The 20556-nt window shown below is 59.2% G+C and carries 16 protein-coding genes; all 16 read right to left on the bottom strand.

The window, feature by feature from the left end:
* Nucleotides 1-11 precede the first annotated feature (11 nt).
* Nucleotides 12-794: a lipid asymmetry maintenance ABC transporter permease subunit MlaE gene (gene mlaE / locus C5P05_RS06075; protein ID WP_114968959.1), complete on the bottom strand. Its 783-nt coding sequence runs from the start codon at nucleotides 792-794 to the stop codon at nucleotides 12-14.
* Nucleotides 791-1639: an ABC transporter ATP-binding protein gene (locus C5P05_RS06070; RefSeq protein WP_114968958.1), complete on the bottom strand. Its 849-nt coding sequence runs from the start codon at nucleotides 1637-1639 to the stop codon at nucleotides 791-793. The genes mlaE and C5P05_RS06070 overlap by 4 nt, the downstream gene beginning before the upstream one ends.
* A 142-nt stretch (nucleotides 1640-1781) precedes the next feature.
* Nucleotides 1782-3257: a glutamate synthase subunit beta gene (locus C5P05_RS06065; RefSeq protein ID WP_114968957.1), complete on the bottom strand. Its 1476-nt coding sequence runs from the start codon at nucleotides 3255-3257 to the stop codon at nucleotides 1782-1784.
* A 111-nt stretch (nucleotides 3258-3368) separates the two neighbouring features.
* Nucleotides 3369-8102 carry a glutamate synthase-related protein gene (locus tag C5P05_RS06060; protein WP_114968956.1) on the bottom strand — a complete coding sequence of 1578 codons (4734 nt, stop codon included), beginning with the start codon at nucleotides 8100-8102 and terminating at the stop codon, nucleotides 3369-3371.
* Nucleotides 8103-8280: 178 nt separating this feature from the next.
* Complete coding sequence (locus tag C5P05_RS06055; protein ID WP_114968955.1) at nucleotides 8281-8979, bottom strand: REP-associated tyrosine transposase; 699 nt, start codon at nucleotides 8977-8979, stop codon at nucleotides 8281-8283.
* A gap of 6 nt (nucleotides 8980-8985) precedes the next feature.
* Nucleotides 8986-9969, bottom strand: a complete 984-nt coding sequence (locus C5P05_RS06050; protein ID WP_114968954.1) for a class I SAM-dependent methyltransferase — start codon at nucleotides 9967-9969, stop codon at nucleotides 8986-8988.
* Entirely contained in the window at nucleotides 9966-10586 is a 621-nt protein-coding gene (locus C5P05_RS06045; protein WP_114968953.1) for a DUF1415 domain-containing protein, read from the bottom strand. The genes C5P05_RS06050 and C5P05_RS06045 overlap by 4 nt, the downstream gene beginning before the upstream one ends.
* A 13-nt stretch (nucleotides 10587-10599) precedes the next feature.
* The gene (locus C5P05_RS06040) at nucleotides 10600-11247 is read right to left on the bottom strand and encodes a hypothetical protein (RefSeq protein WP_114968952.1); all 648 of its coding nucleotides are present in this window, start codon (nucleotides 11245-11247) and stop codon (nucleotides 10600-10602) included.
* A gap of 32 nt (nucleotides 11248-11279) precedes the next feature.
* Nucleotides 11280-12581 (bottom strand): CynX/NimT family MFS transporter, encoded by a 1302-nt coding sequence (locus tag C5P05_RS06035; protein WP_114968951.1) that lies wholly within the window; start codon nucleotides 12579-12581, stop codon nucleotides 11280-11282.
* 19 nt (nucleotides 12582-12600) lie between these two features.
* Nucleotides 12601-13776, bottom strand: a complete 1176-nt coding sequence (locus tag C5P05_RS06030; protein WP_114968950.1) for a deoxyguanosinetriphosphate triphosphohydrolase — start codon at nucleotides 13774-13776, stop codon at nucleotides 12601-12603.
* Between the two features lie 69 nt (nucleotides 13777-13845).
* On the bottom strand, nucleotides 13846-14970 hold the full coding sequence (aroB, locus tag C5P05_RS06025) for a 3-dehydroquinate synthase (protein WP_114968949.1): 1125 nt from the start codon (nucleotides 14968-14970) through the stop codon (nucleotides 13846-13848).
* A gap of 75 nt (nucleotides 14971-15045) precedes the next feature.
* Nucleotides 15046-15582 (bottom strand): shikimate kinase, encoded by a 537-nt coding sequence (locus C5P05_RS06020; RefSeq protein ID WP_232834369.1) that lies wholly within the window; start codon nucleotides 15580-15582, stop codon nucleotides 15046-15048.
* A gap of 3 nt (nucleotides 15583-15585) precedes the next feature.
* On the bottom strand, nucleotides 15586-17175 hold the full coding sequence (locus tag C5P05_RS33575; protein ID WP_157979230.1) for an Ig-like domain-containing protein: 1590 nt from the start codon (nucleotides 17173-17175) through the stop codon (nucleotides 15586-15588).
* Nucleotides 17176-17211: 36 nt separating this feature from the next.
* A complete protein-coding gene (gene pilQ, locus C5P05_RS06010) occupies nucleotides 17212-19344 on the bottom strand; it encodes a type IV pilus secretin PilQ (RefSeq protein WP_114968947.1) in 2133 nt (710 codons plus the stop codon).
* Nucleotides 19341-19883, bottom strand: a complete 543-nt coding sequence (locus C5P05_RS06005; protein ID WP_114968946.1) for a pilus assembly protein PilP — start codon at nucleotides 19881-19883, stop codon at nucleotides 19341-19343. The genes pilQ and C5P05_RS06005 overlap by 4 nt, the downstream gene beginning before the upstream one ends.
* Nucleotides 19880-20554 (bottom strand): type 4a pilus biogenesis protein PilO, encoded by a 675-nt coding sequence (locus C5P05_RS06000; protein WP_114968945.1) that lies wholly within the window; start codon nucleotides 20552-20554, stop codon nucleotides 19880-19882. The genes C5P05_RS06005 and C5P05_RS06000 overlap by 4 nt, the downstream gene beginning before the upstream one ends.
* Nucleotides 20555-20556 lie beyond the last annotated feature (2 nt).

The raw sequence follows: 20556 nt of genomic DNA, 5'->3' as shown, positions 1-20556 counted from the left end.
GTTTCAGTTATTCATATAGTAAACATCATGGCCGTCAGGATGAAATCCAGACCAAGAACCGACAGAGACGAAACCACCACGGTTCGGGTGGTTGCGCTGGCCACGCCTTCGGGCGTGGGCTGGGCTTCAAATCCCTGCAACAAGGCGATAAAAGTCACCGTAAAACCAAACACGATGCTCTTGATGACGCCGTTGCCGACGTCCTTCCATACATCGACGCCACCCTGAATCTGACTCCAGAACGAACCGCCATCCACGCCAATCATCAGTACGCCCACCGCCCAGCCGCCAATGATGCCCATGGCGCTGAACACGGCGGCCAGCAGGGGCATCGTGATGATGCCGGCCCAGAACCGGGGCGCCAAAACGCGCAGCACCGGGTCAACCGCCATCATTTCCATGACGCTGATTTGCTCGCCCGCCTTCATGAGACCAATCTCGGCCGTCAGCGAGGTGCCGGCCCGACCGGCAAACAGCAAGGCGGTTACCACCGGCCCCAACTCGCGGACCAGGGTGAGCGTCACCAGCAAGCCCAAGGCCGACGATGAACCATAGCGCTGCAAAGTGTAGTAACCCTGCAAACCAAAAACAAATCCAACAAACAGGCCGGACACCGCAATGATGGCCAGCGAATAGTTGCCCAGAAAATGAATCTGGTCGCGAATCAGTCCAAAGCGCTTGAAACTGCCGCCCAACGTGCCCAGCAAGCGAACGAAAAGGCGGGCGCCTTGGCCCAGATCGGCCAACTGGCTGCGAACGGCAAAGCCGATGTCGGCCGGCTTGTACCAGCTCATGAGGCGGTTCCCGTCATTTGGGGCGTTGGCACCGCAACGGTGCCCAAACCAAAATCTTCATCAATTGATGGACCCGGATAATGAAAGCGCACCGGCCCGTCCGACAAGGCGTTCACATACTGGTAGACCAGCGGATCGGTGCTTTGCCGTACTTCCTCGGGCGTGCCCTGGGTGGCAATCTTGCCATTGGCCAGAATAATGACGTGGTCGGAAATCGCGAACGTCTGCTCCAGCTCGTGCGACACAAAAACGCTGGTCAACCCCATGGAATCATTGAGCTGGCGTATCAGGCGCGCGGCCGTGCCCAGGGAGATCGGATCGAGGCCGGAAAACGGCTCGTCATACATCACCAACTCAGGGTCCAGTGCAATAGCGCGCGCCAGGGCAATGCGACGCGCCATGCCGCCCGACACTTCGCTGGGCATCAGGTCGCGCGCGCCGCGCAGGCCGACGGCATTGAGCTTCATCAGGACAATGTCCCGAATCAGGGCGTCGGACAAATCAGTGTGTTCACGCAGCGGGAACGCCACATTCTCAAACACCGACAAGTCCGCGAACAAGGCGCCAAACTGGAACAACATGCCCATGCGGCGCCGCGCCGCGTAAATTTGCGCCTGGTCCATGGGCGTGACATCTTGCCCGTCAAACAGCAGCTCACCCGATTGAGCCCGGTTCTGCCCGCCGATCAGCCGCAAAATCGTCGTCTTGCCGCCGCCCGAGGCCCCCATGAGCGCCGTGACCTTGCCGCGTGGCACGGACAGGGAAATGTCGTCCAGAATGACCCGCTCACCATAACCAAAGGTCAGGTGACGCAGCTCGACAAGAGATTCTGAAGTTGGGACCATTAATACAGTTGGGAACAGGGCAGTCGCGCGGCGCATGGCTGCGGTCTGTCCTGCAGAGTTGCAAAAATAACAAAGGCCCGGGCTGCCCCGGACCTAGGGGATCATAAGGGATTGCCCTAATGTCCTGGTCCGTGCCGATGAATTACCTTGGCAAATCGCTGAATCCCATCAGGAATTCATCCACCGCCCGCGCGGCCTGACGGCCTTCGCGGATGGCCCACACGACCAGGCTCTGGCCGCGACGGATGTCGCCGGCGGCAAACACCTTGGGTACGTTGGTGGCATAGCCACCGGTGAACTCGGTCGTCGCTTTGGCGTTGCCACGGCCATCCTTGTCGACTCCGAAGGCTTCCAGCACGGTGGCCACCGGGTTGACAAAACCCATGGCCAGCAAGACCAGATCGGCCTTCAGCACCAGCTCGCTGCCGGCCACTTCGACCATTTTCCCGTCTTTCCATTCGACGCGAACGGTTTTCAGGCCAGTGACCTTGCCTTTTTCGCCGATGAATTCCTTGGTGGAAATGGCGAACTCGCGCGAGCAGCCTTCGTCATGACTGGAGCTGGTGCGCAGCTTGAGCGGCCAGTAAGGCCAGGTCATGGGGCGGTTTTCTTCCACCGGGGGCTGGGGCATCACCTCGAACTGGGTGACGCTGACGGCGCCATGGCGGTTGCTGGTGCCCACGCAGTCCGAACCGGTGTCACCGCCGCCGATGACGATGACGTGCTTGCCGGAGGCAGACAACTGGTTCTTGAGTTTGTCACCGGCATTGACCTTGTTCTGCTGGGGCAGGAGCTCCATGGCGAAGTGAATGCCGTCCAGGTCGCGGCCCGGCACGGGCAGATCGCGCGACTGCTCGGAGCCACCGGTCAGCACAATGGCGTCAAAGTCTTTTTGCAGCTGGGCGGCAGAAATGGTTTCCTTGGCCCAGTTGGTCACCTTGGAGCCTGGACCCGATTTCGGCAGCTCGCCCACCAGAACGCTGGTACGGATGGTGACGCCCTCTTTTTTCAGCTGCTCGACGCGGCGATCGATGTGCGACTTCTCCATCTTGAAGTCGGGAATGCCGTAGCGCAGCAAGCCGCCAACCCGGTCATTCTTCTCGAACAGGGTGACATCGTGGCCGACGCGGGCCAACTGTTGCGCTGCCGCCATGCCGGCCGGGCCGGAGCCCACCACGGCGACTGATCTGCCTGTCTTGTGCTTGGCCGGTTGCGCCAGCACCCAGCCCTCCGCCCAGGCGCGGTCGATGATGGCGTGCTCGATGGACTTGATGCCCACGGCATCGTCGTTCACATTGAGTACACAAGCCGCCTCGCACGGTGCCGGGCAAATGCGGCCGGTGAACTCGGGGAAATTGTTGGTGCTGTGCAGCACGTCAATCGCGTTTTTCCAGTCGCCCTGGTACACCAGGTCGTTGAAATCAGGAATGATGTTGTTGACCGGGCAGCCGTTGTTGCAAAACGGTGTGCCGCAATCCATACAGCGCGCCGCCTGCACCTTGGCCTGCGCGTCATCCAGACCGATGACAAATTCCTTGTAACTCTTCAGGCGCTCGGGCACGGGCTTGTAGCCCTCTTCGATGCGCTCAAACTCCATGAAGCCGGTAACTTTACCCATCTCTACTCCTTTGCGGGACAGCCCTTCAACGCTGCCCTCAAGCTATTAATTTTTGGGGGGACAGAGCTTGCGTTCTCTCCCCAACACTTTCAGTTTGCGCTGGTGCAAGCCTTATTTGGCCGGAACCGCTTCTTTTTTCATAGCAGCTTGCGCACGGCTGGTAAGGGCTAGAGCTTCTTTTCGTGCATGAATCTCGCCCAAGGCACGTTTGTATTCATTGGGGAACACCTTGACGAACTTCAGACGGGACACGGCCCAGGTATCGAGCAATTCACGCGCGCGCTTGCTGCCGGTCCAGCGGTTGTGGTCTTCCAGCAGTTTCTTGAGCTGCGCTTCATCGCTTTGACCGCGATGCCAGAGGCTTGAATCCACGCTGGCTTGCTGCTCGGCCGTGGTCAGCACTTTCTCCATCGACACCATGGCGGTGTTGCAGCGTTTGGCAAACTGGCCGTCTTCGTCATACACATAGGCGATGCCGCCGCTCATGCCGGCGGCAAAGTTGCGTCCGGTTTTGCCCAGCACGGCCACGGTGCCGCCGGTCATGTATTCGCAACCATGGTCGCCTGTGCCTTCCACCACGGTGGTGGCACCGGAGAGGCGCACCGCAAAGCGTTCGCCGCCGACACCACTGAAGAAAGCCTCGCCGGCGGTGGCGCCATACATCACCGTGTTGCCGACGATGGTGTTGCGGATCGCCTCGCCCCGGAAGTCGATGCTGGGTCGCACCACCACGCGGCCGCCGCTCAGGCCCTTGCCGGTATAGTCGTTGGCGTCGCCAATCAGGTAGAGCGTGATGCCGCGCGTCAGGAAGGCACCGAAGGACTGACCGCCCGTGCCCTCCAGCTGGATGCGGATGGTGTCGTCCGGCAAACCCTCCGGGTGCACCTGGGTCACCGCGCCGGACAACATGGCGCCGACCGAGCGATTAACGTTGCGCGTCATTTCCATGAACTGCACTTTTTCACCCTTGTCGATCGCCGCGCGGGACTTGGCAATCAGCACCTTGTCGAGCGACTTTTCAAGACCGTGGTCTTGCTCCAGCGTCTGGTAGCGTGGTACGTCGGCCGGCACATTGGGCAGCGCAAACAGACGACCGAAATCCAGGCCGCTGGCCTTCCAGTGTTCGATGCCCTGGCGCATGTCGAGCAGGTCGGCGCGGCCGATCATGTCGTCAAACTTGCGGATACCCAGCTGCGCCATGATCTGGCGCACTTCTTCGGCGATGAAGAAGAAGTAATTCACCACATGCTCAGGCTTGCCGGAAAACTTCTTGCGCAGGGCCGGGTCTTGCGTGGCCACGCCCACCGGGCAGGTGTTGAGGTGGCATTTGCGCATCATGATGCAGCCTTCCACCACCAGCGGTGCGGTAGCAAAGCCGAACTCGTCGGCACCCAAGAGCGCGCCAATGGCGACATCGCGGCCGGTTTTCATCTGGCCGTCAGCCTGCACGCGGATGCGGCTGCGCAGACGGTTCAGCACCAGGGTTTGCTGGGTTTCGGCCAGGCCGATTTCCCACGGGCTGCCGCAATGCTTGATGGACGACCAAGGCGAGGCGCCGGTGCCGCCGTCGTGGCCGGCGATCACCACATGGTCGGCCTTGCACTTGGCAACGCCCGCGGCGATGGTGCCGACGCCGATTTCAGCCACCAGCTTGACGCTGATGCCGGCATGCGGTGCCACGTTTTTCAGGTCGTGAATCAGCTGCGCCAAGTCTTCAATCGAATAAATGTCGTGGTGCGGCGGCGGCGAAATCAGGCCCACGCCCGGCACGGAATGGCGCAGACGGCCGATGTACTCGGACACCTTGCCGCCAGGCAGCTGGCCGCCTTCGCCAGGCTTGGCGCCTTGGGCCATCTTGATCTGGATCTGGTCGGCACTGGTCAGGTACTCGGCGGTGACGCCAAAGCGGCCCGAGGCCACCTGCTTGATGCGCGAACGCAGCGAGTCGCCGTCCTGCAACGGCAGGTCGACTTCCACCACGTCGTTACCAATCACGCTCTTGAGTGAATCGCCCTTCTTGATCGGGATGCCCTTGAGCTCGTTGCGGTAGCGGGCCGGATCTTCGCCGCCTTCGCCGGTGTTGCTCTTGCCGCCGATGCGGTTCATGGCGACGGCCAGCGTGGCATGCGCCTCGGTCGAAATCGAGCCCAGCGACATGGCGCCGGTGGCAAAACGCTTGACAATTTCCTTGGCCGATTCGACCTCGTCCAAAGGAATGGCCTTGGCCGGGTCAATTTTGAACTCGAACAGGCCGCGCAAGGTCATGTGGCGCTTGCTCTGGTCGTTGATCAGCTGGGCGTACTCCTTGTAGGTATTCCAGTTGTTGGCCCTTGTGCTGTGCTGCAGCTTGGCAATCGCGTCCGGGCTCCACATGTGCTCTTCGCCACGCGCACGCCACGCGTACTCGCCACCGGTGTCCAGCATATTGGCCAGCACCGGGTCGTCGCTGAAGGCGGCCTTGTGCATGCGGATGGCTTCTTCGGCGATCTCGAACACGCCGATGCCTTCGACCCGGCTGGGGGTGCCGGTGAAATATTTGGCGATGGTTTCACTGTTCAGGCCAATGGCCTCGAACAATTGGGCACCGCAGTAGCTCATGTAGGTGGACACGCCCATCTTGGACATGATCTTGGACAAGCCCTTGCCGACGGCCTTGACGTAGTTGTAAATCGCCTTGTCGGCGCTCAGTTCGCCTGGCAGGTTCTTGTGGATGCTGGCCAGTGTTTCCATGGCGAGGTAGGGGTGAACGGCTTCCGCGCCGTAGCCCGCCAGCACGCCAAAGTGGTGCACCTCGCGCGCCGTGCCGGTCTCGACCACCAGGCCGGCATTGGTGCGCAAGCCCTCGCCCACCAGATGCTGATGGATGGCGCTCAGGGCCAGCAATGCCGGAATCGCAACCTGGGTGGCGCTCACGGAACGGTCGCTGATGATCAGGATGTTCTTGCCACCCTTGATCGCGTCCATGGCTTCGGCGCACAGCGAGGCCAGCTTGGCCTCCACGCCCTCGCGGCCCCAGACCAGCGGGTAAGTAATGTCCAGCGTGTAGCTGCGGAACTTGCCTTGGGTGTGTTTTTCGATGTCGCGCAGCTTGGCCATGTCGGCAAAGTCGAGAATCGGCTGGCTCACTTCCAGGCGCATCGGCGGGTTGACATGGTTGATGTCCAGCAGATTGGGTTTGGGGCCAATGAAGGACACCAGCGACATCACGATCGCCTCGCGAATCGGGTCGATTGGCGGGTTGGTCACCTGGGCGAACAACTGCTTGAAGTAGTTGTAAAGCGGCTTGTTCTTGTCGGAGAGCACAGCCAGCGGGCTGTCGTTGCCCATGGAGCCGATGGCTTCCTCGCCGGCCGTGGCCATGGGCGCGATCAGGAACTTGATGTCTTCCTGCGTGAAGCCGAAGGCCTGCTGGCGGTCCAGCAAAGTCACCACGCTCTCGGAGGCCGAGGCCGGCTCGCCACCGCCCACGACGTCATCCAGACGGATGCGCAGGTTCTCGATCCACTGCGTGTAGGGCTTGCTGTTGGCCAGGGTTGCCTTGATCTCTTCGTCGTCGATCATGCGGCCCTGTTCCAGATCAATCAGGAACATCTTGCCGGGCTGCAGGCGCCATTTGCGCACGATCTTGTTCTCCGGCACGGGCAGCACGCCGGACTCGGACGCCATGATGACCAGGTCGTCATCGGTGATGCAGTAGCGCGAGGGGCGCAGGCCGTTGCGGTCCAGCGTGGCGCCGATCTGGCGGCCGTCGGTGAACACGATCGAGGCCGGGCCGTCCCACGGCTCCATCATGGCGGCGTGGTATTCGTAGAAGGCCTTGCGGCGCTCGTCCATGGTGGTGTGCTGTTCCCAGGGCTCGGGAATCATCATCATCACGGCCTGGCTGATGGGGTAACCCGCCATCGTCAGCAGTTCCAGGCAGTTGTCAAAGGTGGCGGTGTCGGACTGCCCGGCGAAGCTGATCGGGTACAGCTTTTGCAGATCCGCGCCCAGCACCGGCGACGACATCACGCCCTCTCTAGCCTTCATCCAGTTGTAGTTGCCCTTGACGGTATTGATCTCGCCGTTGTGCGCCACATAGCGGTACGGGTGAGCCAGCGGCCACTCGGGGAAGGTGTTGGTGGAAAAGCGCTGGTGCACCAGGCCCAGGGCCGAGACGCAGCGCACGTCTTCCAGGTCCTTGAAGTAAACCCCCACCTGATCGGCCAGCAGCAAGCCCTTGTAGACCACGGTCCGGCTGGACATGCTGGGCACGTAGTATTCCTTGCTGTGCTTGAGCTGCAGGTTCTGGATCGCTGCGCTCGCCGTTTTGCGAATCACATACAGCTTGCGCTCCAGTGCGTCCTGCACGATCACATCGTTGCCACGGCCGATAAAGACCTGGCGCAGCACCGGCTCTTTTTTGCGCACGGTCGGCGACATCGGCATGTCGCGGTTCACCGGCACATCGCGCCAACCCAGCAAGACCTGGCCCTCGGCCTTGATGGCGCGGTCCATCTCCTGCTCGCAAGCCAGCCGCGAAGCGTGCTCCTTGGGCAAAAAGACCATGCCCACGCCGTATTCGCCCGGGGGTGGCAGCGTCACGCCTTGCGCGGCCATCTCTTCGCGGTACAGCGCGTCGGGCAACTGGATCAGAATGCCGGCGCCGTCACCCATCAGCTTGTCGGCGCCGACAGCACCCCGGTGGTCCAGGTTTTCAAGAATCTTGAGCGCATTCTTGACGATGTCGTGCGACTTCGTGCCCTTGATGTGCGCCACAAAGCCCACGCCACAAGCATCGTGCTCGTTCTCGGCGGAATACAAACCGTTGTTTTGAAGATGTTGGATTTCGGCAGCCGTGGTCATGGCGCACTCCTAAAAATATCAGAGGGATTGAAGAATACTGCAACGCAACAAAAGTGCCAAGCAGAATAATTGGGGTCAGATTCCAATTATTTGCCGAATAATTTAGCCGACTTTAAATTAGGGACACATCAAAAATAATAGCTACTTACGAACTATACGCAAGGGATACAGGCTAATTTCACTGTATTTTTCGAGTTGAAACCGGACGCCCGGCCGTGCTTTTCGTGACACGACGCTCGGTTCTTTTTTGTAAATCAGCCACAAAATCAGGCTCCCCCAAGGCCCAGCCCCGCAGAACCGAGTCCGTCAAAGCAGTCTGCTGCACCGGGTTGATGCCACGCTGCACTAGTTCAGCGTAAGCCGCTTCGCGGGCGAACGGTGTGTTGCCCAAGGCCCAGACCAGGGGATGCGGCGTGATGAGCTTGTCGATGCGCTGGCCCGTGTAGTGGCCGTGGCTCGACCAGGGATAGTCCCGCGCCTGCGTCACCAGCCCGGCACGCACCGGGTTGAGGTCGATATAGACCATGCAGGCGAGCAAATAACGCTCGGCCTGGATCAGGGTGGATTTGTAGCGCCCTTCCCACAAGGTGCCGGTGCGTTGTTGGGTGTCGTTGAAATAGCGCACATAGCGCCGGCCCACGGCCTGCATCAACTGCGGCAGGCCGTCCGCCGTTTGCGGCGTGGCCAGCAGGTGAAAGTGATTGCCCATCAGCACATAGGCATGGATGGCGACGCTGAACTTTCTGGCGTTCTCGTCCAGTAGGTCCAGCAGGGTCTGGTCATCCGCGTTGGAGGCAAAAATGGGCTGGCGGTTGTTGCCGCGCTGGATGATGTGGTGCGGGTAACCGGATAGGGTCAGGCGGGGCAGACGGGCCATGGGCCGTCAAACCGTGGCGACGGTGTCGGACGCGTTGTCCGTCGTGTTGCCCGAACCCTGGACTTCGGGCAATCTGAAGCGCGTCTCCAGCAAGCTGGTCAGTCCGAATTCCTGCAATACGTCGCGCAGGCGCTGCGCGGCCGCCCGTTTGGGCTGGCCGGTGTGGCGGGCGATGATGAGCTCGTTCTTCATGCTGTGTTCCCAGCCCACCAGCTCGGTGACGGTGACCTGGTAGCCGCAGGCCTCCAGGTACAGGCAGCGCAAGACATTGGTGATTTGGCTGCCCATCTCGCGCGTGTGCAGCGGGTGCCGCCACAGTTCGGCCAGCGGCGTGCGTGACAGCGACAGGGCTTTGTGCTGGCTTAAGACACGCGCCACTTCGGCCTGGCAACAGGGCACCAGCACCATGAATTTGGCACGTTTTTGCAGGCCGAAGGCGATGGCGTCGTCGGTGGCGGTGTCGCAGGCGTGCAATGCAGTGACCACGTCAATCCCCTCAGGCAGCAGCTCCGACTGCGCCGACTCGGCCACGCTCAGGTTCAGGAAGGACATGCGCTCGAAGCCGAGCCGTGCCGCCAGCTCGCGCGATTTCTGCACCAGTTCGGAACGGGTCTCGACACCGTAAATGTGCCCCGCCTTTTGCGCCTTGAAGAACAGGTCGTAAATGATGAAGCCGAGGTAGGACTTGCCCGCGCCGTGGTCGGCCAGGGTGAGGCCGCGCTCCTGGCCTGCTTTGCTGTCCAGCAGCTCCAGCAAGAGCTTCTCAATGAACTGGAACAGGTGGTAGACCTGCTTGAGTTTGCGCCGCGAGTCCTGGTTGAGCTTGCCCTCGCGGGTGAGGATGTGCAACTCCTTGAGCAACTCGATGGACTGACCGGGCCTGATTTCAGGGGCGATGACGGCAAGCGCTTGCGCATTGGCCGGCGGCTTGGAGGGCGTAGCGGCTTGCGACCCGCTGTGGGCCGGACGATCAGATTTTTTTGTTTTCATGCTTTTTGTCCGCCAAACCCTTTGGCGCCAGGTGTTTCTTCTATCAGCGACGCATGCGGGCATTCCTGCGAACGCCCTACCCCCAGCGCAGTCCAGCCCTCGGGGCCAAGCCGTTCCATGGTTTCCATGTTGCGCTCAAAAATGGTCTCCGCCTCGGGAAAGGCCTCCACCGCGCGGTCAATGCTGTCTTCGCGCAGCAGGTGCAAGGTGGGGTACGGGGCACGGTTGGTGCAGTTCGTGATGTCGTCGGGCCGGGTACCGGCGAACTGGTAGTTCGGGTGCAAATTGGCGATTTGCAGCACGCCATCGAGTTCCAGATCGAGCAAGGCCTGATCGGCCTCGGCCAGAAAATCGTTGAAATCGAGGAAATCGGCAAGACAGTCAGGCGCTATCAAAAGCGTAGTATCTCGCGCTGATGGGTCCTGGGCTAGCAGCTCTTTTAGTTCAAAAACCAGATCTTTCAGGAGGTCTTGCGCCGTCTGGGCGCGACTCACCACATAGTGAATTTGCCCCTTGACATGGACGCTTTTGGCGAACGGGCACAGGTTCAGACCAATCACCGCGCGCTCCAGCCAGACTCGGGTATCGTCAATGGCGGTTTGTGTCGTTACTTGCATGTTGCTAACTCTCTTAAACAAAGCGGCTGATCTGCCCGACGATCAGTTTGGCCAGCTCGTCGAGCACACGGCTCTGGATTTGCGCGGCCGGGTAGCTTGTATTCACGATCTCAAACCCTTGCGCATTGACCAGGCGAAACGCCAGCTTGGCCGCTTCGTGATCGGTGCTGATGGTGAGGCTGCCGCGCGCCTCGGTCATGTAATCGAAGCGGATCGCCTGCAAAGTGTTCTTCTCAGGATGGCGCACATTGACGCGTTCATGCTCGACGGTGCCAGCCGACAAACGTGTTTCTATACGCTGCAAATCCGGCGGAAAATTGGCACTGACGCTGCCGGCAACTGGTGCGCCATCGCGCGGCACAATGCGCCAGCCCATGGCGATGTAGTCAAACACCTCCTGGTCGCGCAGCTTCTTTTGGCGCGCATCGACGCGGAACGCCATCAGCTTCATGAGCGGCCAGGGGGTTTTGCCGTCCAGGCTCAGCGTGGGGCCGCCCGGCTCGATCACATTGAGTTGCGTTGCCAGGTCCGTGACATACAACCAGGCGGTTTTTGCCGCCGCCTCGGTCAATCGGGTGTTCTCCGTGCTGTGGGTTTGCTGCACACTTTGCGCAGTCTGCACAGCACTGGCTTGCGATTTAAGTTGATTGAGAAAACTCACGACGATTCCAGGGTGCTCTTGTTTGCTCAATTTTAACGAGGCGTTACACAGGGCACGTTGATCCCTGCAACGCTTGCGTCAAGCTGGCGCCCCACTTGGCGCGCCAGCATCAACCCCAGCACGGAGCAGGCGCCCGTGACGAGCCAAGTCCAATGCCAGCCGCCAGCGCCGCTGGCCACCCAGGCCACCAGCGGCGGGCCGGCAAACTGGCCCAGGGCCGACCACTGCTGCATCCAGCCAACCGTGGTGGAGACCGTGCGCTCATCGGGGGCCAGCCGCACGGCCAGGGAGAACAAGGTGCCCGGAATCATGCCGCCCACCGCCGAGAACAACAAGATGGCGGCATACCGGATCCCAGCTGGCAAGCCGGCACCGCCCGCCAATGGCCAGGTGGCGAAGGCCAGCAAAGTCCCCAGAGCCATGACACAAAAACCGGTGTAGAGCAGACGCTGCGCCGCCACGCCGCGCTGCAAGAATCGCCCCGAAGCCAGGTTGCCGACGATATTCACCGCCGCCGCGAGCGCTGTCAACACCGCGCTGCTGCCACCCGCCACCCCGGCCTGGGCGTAGATGGACGGCAAAAATCCGATCACTGCCAGCCATTGGCCCGAGTAGACGGCAAAGCTCAGGGCCACCAGCCAGGGCCCCGGCGACACCAGCGTTTGGCGCAGGCGCCCAGGCCAGCCGGTCCGGGTGCTGGCCATCACGCCCGTGAGAGGTTTGGCGAGGGCACGGCGTTGCGGGTCGGACGGAACGACGCGCCAGACCCAGACCGCCATGGCCAAAGACAGTGCCGCCGTGCCCCACCACCAGGTCTGCCAGCTGCTGATCAAGATCACCAGCGGACCCAAGAGCAGGGCGACGGCCGTGCCCAAGGGCATGTAAGCGCCCCAAATGCCCAGCATGGCACTCAGGCGATGCGGGGGCACCAACTGGCGCACCAGACCCGGTGCCGGCATGGACACCAACAGAAAGCCGAAACCTTCGAGTGCCCGCAGCGCTATCAAACTGGAAGCATCCTGCGCCCAGCCACCCAAGGCTCCCGCCCCAAAAAGCACCAGAAGCCCGGTTAGCAGACTGCGCCGCAAGCCGATACCGTCAGCCGTCAGCCCGACAGCGAGGCCCAAGGTCATGCCGGCCAGTTGCACCATGGACAGCAAAAATCCGGATTGCAGCAGCGTGATGCCCAGCGCCTCGCGCAACACGGGCAAGGCCGGTGGCAACTTGCCGATATGCAGGGCAGCACTGACGCCGGCCAGAATAACCACGAAGGCCGAACTAAGGACCTGAGGCGAATCCGGGCGCCCTTCTTCGTTTCGCAACGGATGGTTCATGCCACGTGCCCGGCCAGGTTCATGACAACAAACGCTGGCCAGTGAGACGTTCATGCTCCCGCCCGGCAAAGCGGTCGGTCATGCCAGCGATGTAATCGGCCACCACGCGGGCGGCCGTACGCGTCGCATCCGGTGTGCCGCAGGCTGCGTCGGAGCGCGCCAGAAATCGGCCCTGCATTTCCACCGGACTGGCCAGATAGGCGGCAAACAGCTCGCGCACCATCTGCTTGGCCTGCCCGGTGGTGTGCATGACCTGGGGATGGCGGTACAACTGGTGCAACAGGAATTGTTTGAGTGTTTGCGACTTGATGCGCATGTCCTCGCCAAACTGCAGCATGGGCGCCATCTGGCGTGCTTCTTCCGCGCTGCGTGGCGCGGCCATGTCCAGCGCACCCTGGGTGGCGACGATGACGTCATACACCTGGGCGCTGAGCATGCGCCGGATCGTCTCGTAAAGCAGGCGACGGCCCTGCGTTTTATCCTGCAACTGCGGATACTCGGCCAGGGTCTGCTGCCGGAAATCGTCAAACAGCGCGACCGCCTGCAACTGCTCCAGCGTAATCAGGCCGGAGCGCACGCCGTCGTCAATGTCATGCGCGTTATAGGCAATTTCATCGGCGAGATTACACAGCTGCGCCTCCAGGCTGGGCTGGCTGCGGTCCAGAAAGCGGCGCCCCACGCCGCCCGGCTCGCTGAGTTCCAGTTGCTCGGCGTTGCTGCGCGAACAGTGTTTCAGAATGCCTTCGCGCGTCTCGAAGGTCAGGTTCAGGCCGTCGAACTGGGGATAACGCTCTTCCAGCTGGTCCACCACGCGCAGGCTTTGCAGGTTGTGCTCGAAGCCACCGAACGCGGCCATGCATTCATTGAGCGCATCCTGACCAGCATGGCCGAACGGCGTGTGGCCCAGGTCGTGCGCCAGCGCAATGGCCTCGACCAGGTCTTCATTCAGCCCCAAAGAACGGGCAATGGACCGCCCAAGCTGAGCCACCTCCAGCGAGTGCGTGAGACGCGTGCGAAACAGGTCGCCTTCGTGGTTGAGAAACACCTGCGTTTTGTAGACCAGACGGCGAAATGCCGTGCAATGAACAATGCGGTCACGATCGCGCTGAAACTCGGTGCGCGTGGGCGCAGGCGATTGGGGATAACGACGGCCGAGCGACTGGACGGGATCACAGGCAAAAACAGCAAGCGTCATATAAATTTGTGAAAAATAAGGCTCTAGCCCTCGTCGAATAAGCGCAATTAGCTATTATTTACATAGCAATCAGGCGCAACACGAATCTATTACCTCGCGCACCAGCGCATCCGGTGCGCTGCGCACGGCGGCCCGGGCGGGCCCATCAATCACGACGAATCTGATTTCCCCACCTTCCGCCTTTTTGTCCACGCGCATGAGTTCAAGGTAGCGCCCGGCGTTGTCCGTCTCCGACAGGCGCGGCCCGATCACCGGCAAACCGGCTTTTTGAATCAGCGCCGTCAAGCGCCGAACCAAGGCCGCATCCACCAAGCCCAGTCGATGCGACAAATGAGCCGCCATGACCATGCCACAACCCACCGCCTCGCCATGCAGCCACTGGCCGTAACCCAGCCCGGCCTCAATCGCGTGGCCAAAAGTGTGGCCAAAATTGAGGATGGCGCGCAGCCCCGCTTCGCGCTCGTCCTGACCCACGACCCAAGCCTTGATTTCACAGCTGCGCTTGACCGCATGGGCCAGCGCCGCGGGCTCGCGTGCCATCAGGGCGTCGATATGAGCCTCAATCCAGTCAAGAAATGTCAGATCGGCAATCGGTCCGTATTTGATGACTTCAGCCAGTCCGGCACTGAGTTCACGTTCGGGCAGGCTCTTGAGCGTGTCCAGATCACACACCACTTTGAGCGGCTGGTAAAACGCGCCCACCATGTTCTTGCCCAGCGGATGGTTGATGCCGGTTTTGCCGCCGACCGAAGAATCGACTTGCGCCAGCAAGGTGGTGGGAACCTGGACAAAAGGCACGCCGCGCATATAGCTGGCCGCCGCAAAGCCAGTCATGTCCCCCACAACGCCGCCACCGAGCGCGAAGAGAATTGTCTTCCGATCACAGCCGTTGTTTAACAGCGCATCGAAAATCAGGTTGAGGGTTTCCCAAGTCTTGAACACTTCCCCGTCCAGCAAGGTCAGCATGTGGATGGCGGCGTACTTTCCCTGCAAAGCCTTCTGCAGACGCTTCGCATACAGAGGGCCGACCGTGGTGTTGCTCACAATCAGGGCGCTACTGGCACCGGGCAGCTCTGAATAGGTTAGAGGATTGTCAAGAAGTGCACCACCGATGGCAATGTCGTAGCTGCGATCGCCGAGATCAATAGAAACGGTTGCGCCTGGTGAAGTTGGTTGCGGGTCTGAAGCATTCATACCCTTGAGTTTAGAGGCTCTTGGGGATGCACCGTGCTGCCACTGGCAGGGAAACCCTGCAGCGACCCGACCACCTCACGAACTGGGCACGACGCCCGCCAGCTCCAGCTGCATCACAATCATATTGACCAGGGTTGCGACGGAGGGGCGCCCGGTTTCAATGGTGAAATGCGCCGTCTCCCGATAAAGCGGATCGCGCAACGTATGTAAATCGCGCAAGCGACCGAGCGGGTCAGCGACTTGCAGCAAAGGCCGGTTCACATCGTGGCGCAGCCGCCGAAACAGCTCATCGGGCGAGGAATTCAGGTAAACCACCTGACCGCGTTCATGCAAATGCTGACGGTTGGCGGGCCGCAAGACGACGCCGCCACCCGTGGACAACACACATTTGGGATTCTGCGTCAACTGGTCGATCACCGCTTCCTCGACATCGCGGAAGCGGTCTTCCCCCTCACGCTCGAAGTATTCGCGGATAGAACAGCCAAGCTGCTGCTCTATCACATGGTCCGAGTCAAAAAACGGAAGCTGCAGCCGCCGGGCGAGTTGTCGCCCGACGGTGGATTTACCGGAACCGGGGAGGCCGATGAGGGCAATATTCGAGATTTGTCTCAAGAACTAGTTGGCCGTTGAGCAGCTATTGATGCCAAAAGGCGGGGTCAGAAATGATCCATTGGCATCGTCACCAATAATAAATGTAGTGAAGTAGCTCTTCACAGCCGTGCCCTCGGAGCCGGCCACATTAGTGGTAACCCGAACTGAATAATCCAGCCACGTCGCAACGTTTTGCGGATACTCCACTTGGATCGTAGTTCTCCCATTCGCCCCAGTAGTGTTTGTACCTGTAAATGACAGGATTACATCGGCTTTTCGCGGCGACAGGATACCGTTGCCGTCCAAGTCTTCTATCGACTCAAGAAAGCCATTCCGGTTCGCGTCTTCGTTGGCGCACCAGAGGCGGGCAGCAGAGTACAAGCCTTTGCCATAGCGCATGAGATCCACGCTAGCAGACACAATTGCGTTCGGTACCGCATTACCGGCAGAGTCCGCGACTGCGACGTCGAACAATTTGATATAGGTAAGATTATTGCCACCCTTGGCCAGTTCATTGTTGTCACCCAGCGTAATTGAAAGCGGCTGACCTGCAACAGTCAGGGTGGCCGTCCTAGAACTGACGCAGGTACCCATAGCGATATCAGCGTCTGTGTTTCCGTAGCATGCACGGATGGTTACGCCATTGGTCGGACTTGTTCGGGTTCCAGCGATGTAGTCTGCGATCGCCACCCCGCTGGCATCGCTATATACCGTCGCGGCAGCAGTCGACACTTGTTCGCCGCTTCCTAGACCTGGCGCTACGATTTCAAACCGCACCCGGACATTTTGAATAGCTTGATTCGAAGAGTCCAGAAAAACTGCCCGGATACCGGCACGGTTTGAGGTTCCGCCCGACAAATTGGGAAAGATTGTATTTGGGGTAACCGCCAAAGTAGCGGCGCTAATTGAGCCTGCGGCGTTAGGAATACCACCGCTGCCGCCAACCACCTGCACATCGCGCAAGGCCGTCACCCCCAAACCAGCCGCTGCGACTGTGTATGTTCCTGAGATGGAGGGTACAGCGCCAAGTATCGCAGTAACGTTACCAGAAGGATCTGTCGTCACGGATTGAGTAAACCCTAGCGTCCCTCCAAGCTGGACAGTGGCGCCGCCGATTCCGACCCCATTCACATCTGTAGCCTTGACAACCACTTGAACACTAACCCCAGGTCCCGGAGTTGCAGGAAGCGGTGTCAACGAAATCTGACTCCCTGTTACGGCAATTACAGCTGAGCCAGTTTTCCCACCGACATTTATTGTGGCCGTAATGTTTCTATTGGCCTTGTTACCACCAATCGAAATGCTCCCGGATGCCTGACCAGTTGCATCGGTGGTGGCGACGATGGCAGTGTAGACACCAGAGTCGACAGAAACGGCTAAAGGAATGCCACTCACCACATTCCGCGCTACATCCAATGCGGTTACTGTCAGTACCGCCTTGTCGCTTCCCGTATTACTTATTGACGATTTATCCAAGGTGAACACAAAGCTTGCCGCGCTAGGAGTACTGCCCGAAGCAGCAGCGAGCGGAGCACTAGCATTTCCCCCACCACCACCACAAGCCGTCAATGCCATGGCGACGACAAGACCCATTCCATATTTCAACAAATTCATACTCACCTTGTTTCGATTCATTTTTAGTAGTAACGATTAACGTGCTGCACTGCGTTCGGCGACAACCTTGGGCGTGATAAATACCAGCATTTCCTGCTTGTTTGATATTCTGGAACGGCTCTTGAACAGGTTGCCGACTCCAGGTATATCCCCCAGCAAAGGCACTTTGGTTTCACTATCGCTTTCAGTCAATTCAAAAATTCCGCCGATAACGACGGTGCCGCCGTTTTCAACCAGCACCTGGGTCTGTATATGTTTTGTGTTGATGGCAAAACCAGCAGCAGTCGACTGACCGACCGTATCCTTATTGACATCCAACGCAAGGATGATGTTGCCTTCAGGTGTGATTTGCGGCGTCACTTCCAGTTTCAAATTCGCTTTACGGAAGGCAATAGAGGTTGCACCACTGGCAGAGGCCACCTGATACGGTAACTCGGTGCCTTGCTCTATCAGAGCCTTGATCTGGTCAGCAGTCACCACGCGCGGGCTCGAAACAACCTTGCCTTTCCCGTCAGCTTCAAGCGCTGACAGCTCCAGATTGAGGAAGCGATTGGCCGCGGAGCTAAAAATTGAAACTGCAAACGTCGCAGGGTTGTAGCCATTTTGACCGACGGCGGGCAGGTTGACAAAGTTGCTGGTTAGATCATTCGTTCCACCTGCACCGCTGCTCGAAACCACATTCGAATAACTTGTACCAAAGGCAACGCGATTCTCTCCTGCCAGTGCATAACCACCATCGCCGCCCTTTTGAGCCCGCAGATCGTTCCCACCCAACTTGACACCCAGCGATCTACCAAAGGTATCTGAAGCCTCAACAATTCGTGCTTCAATCAGCACTTGGCGGACCGGAATATCCAGTTTGGCAATAAGTTGCTGGACCTGTTCTAGTTTGCTGGGAATGTCGGTGACGAACAACTGGTTGGTTCGGGCCTCAGAAATGGTGCTGCCACGCGGGCTCAACATCCGCGAACTGGCACCCGTTCCGCCGCCCGTAGCAGTCAACTGTGCCGCAACTTCTGCCGCCTTGGTGTAATTCATCTGGAAGGATTGCGTTCGCAGAGGCTCCAGATTTTGAAGTGAGGCAACCGATTCAAGCTCCAGTTTTTCCTTGGCGTTGATTTCATCCTTGGGGGCGATCCAGAGCACATTTCCGGTTTTTCGCATGCCCAATCCCTTGGCCTGCAAAATAATATCCAGCGCTTGGTCCCAAGGTACATCCTGAAGGCGCAAGGTCACAGAGCCCGTGACCGAATCCGACGTGATGATATTGAAATTCGTGAAATCAGCAATGACCTGAAGAAGCGAACGGACCTCGATGTTCTGGAAATTGAGTGACAGCTTTTGCCCGCTGTATCCTGGCCCCTGCGTCAGCTTCGACGCATCCACTTTCAGTGGTTTGACTTCCACCACAAACTGCTCGTCCGTTTGGTAAGCGCTGTGAACCCATTGACCTTTGGGTTCGATGACCATCCGCACACGATCACCCGCCTGGAAGGTCGTCACGGTTTGAACCGGTGTGCCAAAGTCGGTGACATCCAGGCGGCGCCGCATACCTTCCGGCAACGTAGATTTCATGAACTCGACCACCAAAGTTTGACCTTGCTGCCGAATATCAACACCGACTTGATTGTTCGGCAGGGAAACAACAATTCGACCAGAACCCTCGTCACCACGACGGAAGTCGAGATCTCGAAGCGGCAACGTGTCCCTGCTGCGGTTTTCCGCAAAAACAGGGGCTACAGACGCTGCGGGCGCAGCAACCGTCACAGCATCCAGCACAATAAGCAAAGACTTACCCTGCAATCGGGCCTTGTAAGGCGTTGCCTGTTTGAGGTTCAGCACGACGCGGGTACGGTCACCGGCTTGAACCACGCTGACTGACTTCAAATTACCTTGATTGATTTCAACGGTGGAACGACCCATGGCGTTCGAAATACCCGGAAAATCAAGTGCGATTCTGGCGGGCGACTGGATTGAAAAACCGGTCGGCACTGCCGTCAGCGGCTGCGTCAGGTCGATTTTAACGACCTCGACACCACCTTGAATGGAGCCCGACACCGCTTCTATGGCCGTTTGCGCCTGTGATGAAAGCGCAGTCAACATGAATGCCGTGGCCAGAAATACCCGTTGCCACATGCGCTTTGTCATCCAATAGTTCTGATTATTCATTTTGATCTCTCTTGCAGCTGCAAAGTAGCAGTGCGTTCAATCCATTCACCTACAGCGTCTTGCACAATTTCACGCAGGGTGACTTCCGTTTCCGCGATCTTCGTCACACGGCCATAGTTTTGTCCCAGATAGTTACCTGGCCTGACCTGGTACAACAAGTTATCAACCTTGACCAGCGCAACGGGCTGACCAGCCTTGACCAGATTCCCCACCAAGGCCATCGTATCAAGCGGGAAAGACTCCAATGCCTCTTTGCGACGTGCCAGCTCTGGCGCGATCAGCGCGCCATTGGCCGCCGCTTGCGTCGATTCGCGCTTCAAAGCCTGTGTCAGTTTCTGATTGCTGAAGGGTTCTACCCCTGTGCTCTGGGTGTAGCTTTCAGGCTGAAATTGTTTAGGCTCGGAAATGGGGGCGATCCGTGGCCGGGTCAGGCTCTTTTGCTCCGCCATCCATTGATGCAATTCATCGTCGCCGGAGCTACCACAGCCACCAAGGGTCAGAACCATGGCGGCAAGAACCAGTTTGGTCACGGGCATCATTTTTTGGCCCCTTTCGGTCCGGCGGCCTTGGCTTGAGCCGCAACCTCATCGGTATCGAGATAACGGAACGTCTTGGCCGTCGCGTCCATTGCCAGAGCCCCATCCTTGGCAGGCACGATCGTCAAATTATTAAGTGTCACGATGCGGGACAGGTTGGCAATATCCGACGCGAAAGCGCCAATATCGTGATAACGCCCGGTCACCCGCACAGCAATGGGCAACTCGGCGTAGTAGTCTTTAACAGCGACTTGCCCCGGCCGAAACAAATCGAACTGCAGGCTGCGCCCCAAGCCAGCTTGGTTGATGTCTGACAGCAATGCGTCCATCTCAGCTTTGCTTGGCAGCTGCTTTTCAAGTTGTGTGACGTACTGCTGCACCTGCTCCCGCTGCTTTTTGAGGGCTTCAAGATTGACAGCCTTGACCAGCTTCACCTTGTACTCTTCGCGCAGCTTGACCTCTGTGGCCTGCTCGGCCACAAGCTCTTCCTCCGAAGTGTTCAACCACAAAAACCAAAGCAATACCACCAACGAAACCGTTACTACCGCGAAGAGCGCATAACGGGGAAACGCTGGCCAGTTTGACGGGTCCTTGGGGTCTAGGTTACGAAATTGGCCAGTCAACTTTTCTTGCAAAGCAGGAAAGTCAAAATTCAATGCGGATTTGCTTGCCATGG

This window comes from Rhodoferax ferrireducens, from assembly GCF_003347515.1.
In the GTDB taxonomy this organism is placed as follows: domain Bacteria; phylum Pseudomonadota; class Gammaproteobacteria; order Burkholderiales; family Burkholderiaceae_C; genus Rhodoferax.
The sequence above is the reverse complement of the archived record's forward strand: the minus strand, read 5'-3'. Positions and strand labels throughout refer to the sequence as shown.

Excerpts from the sequence above, each read along its gene's own strand:
- mlaE (WP_114968959.1), bottom strand. The coding sequence starts at position 794 with ATGAGCTGGTACAAGCCGGCCGACATCGGCTTTGCCGTTCGCAGCCAG.
- C5P05_RS06070 (WP_114968958.1), bottom strand. The coding sequence starts at position 1,639 with ATGGTCCCAACTTCAGAATCTCTTGTCGAGCTGCGTCACCTGACCTTT.
- C5P05_RS06065 (WP_114968957.1), bottom strand. The coding sequence starts at position 3,257 with ATGGGTAAAGTTACCGGCTTCATGGAGTTTGAGCGCATCGAAGAGGGC.
- C5P05_RS06060 (WP_114968956.1), bottom strand. The coding sequence starts at position 8,102 with ATGACCACGGCTGCCGAAATCCAACATCTTCAAAACAACGGTTTGTAT.
- C5P05_RS06055 (WP_114968955.1), bottom strand. The coding sequence starts at position 8,979 with ATGGCCCGTCTGCCCCGCCTGACCCTATCCGGTTACCCGCACCACATC.
- C5P05_RS06050 (WP_114968954.1), bottom strand. The coding sequence starts at position 9,969 with ATGAAAACAAAAAAATCTGATCGTCCGGCCCACAGCGGGTCGCAAGCC.
- C5P05_RS06045 (WP_114968953.1), bottom strand. The coding sequence starts at position 10,586 with ATGCAAGTAACGACACAAACCGCCATTGACGATACCCGAGTCTGGCTG.
- C5P05_RS06035 (WP_114968951.1), bottom strand. The coding sequence starts at position 12,581 with ATGAACCATCCGTTGCGAAACGAAGAAGGGCGCCCGGATTCGCCTCAG.
- C5P05_RS06030 (WP_114968950.1), bottom strand. The coding sequence starts at position 13,776 with ATGACGCTTGCTGTTTTTGCCTGTGATCCCGTCCAGTCGCTCGGCCGT.
- aroB (WP_114968949.1), bottom strand. The coding sequence starts at position 14,970 with ATGAATGCTTCAGACCCGCAACCAACTTCACCAGGCGCAACCGTTTCT.
- C5P05_RS33575 (WP_157979230.1), bottom strand. The coding sequence starts at position 17,175 with ATGAATTTGTTGAAATATGGAATGGGTCTTGTCGTCGCCATGGCATTG.
- pilQ (WP_114968947.1), bottom strand. The coding sequence starts at position 19,344 with ATGAATAATCAGAACTATTGGATGACAAAGCGCATGTGGCAACGGGTA.
- C5P05_RS06005 (WP_114968946.1), bottom strand. The coding sequence starts at position 19,883 with ATGATGCCCGTGACCAAACTGGTTCTTGCCGCCATGGTTCTGACCCTT.
- C5P05_RS06000 (WP_114968945.1), bottom strand. The coding sequence starts at position 20,554 with ATGGCAAGCAAATCCGCATTGAATTTTGACTTTCCTGCTTTGCAAGAA.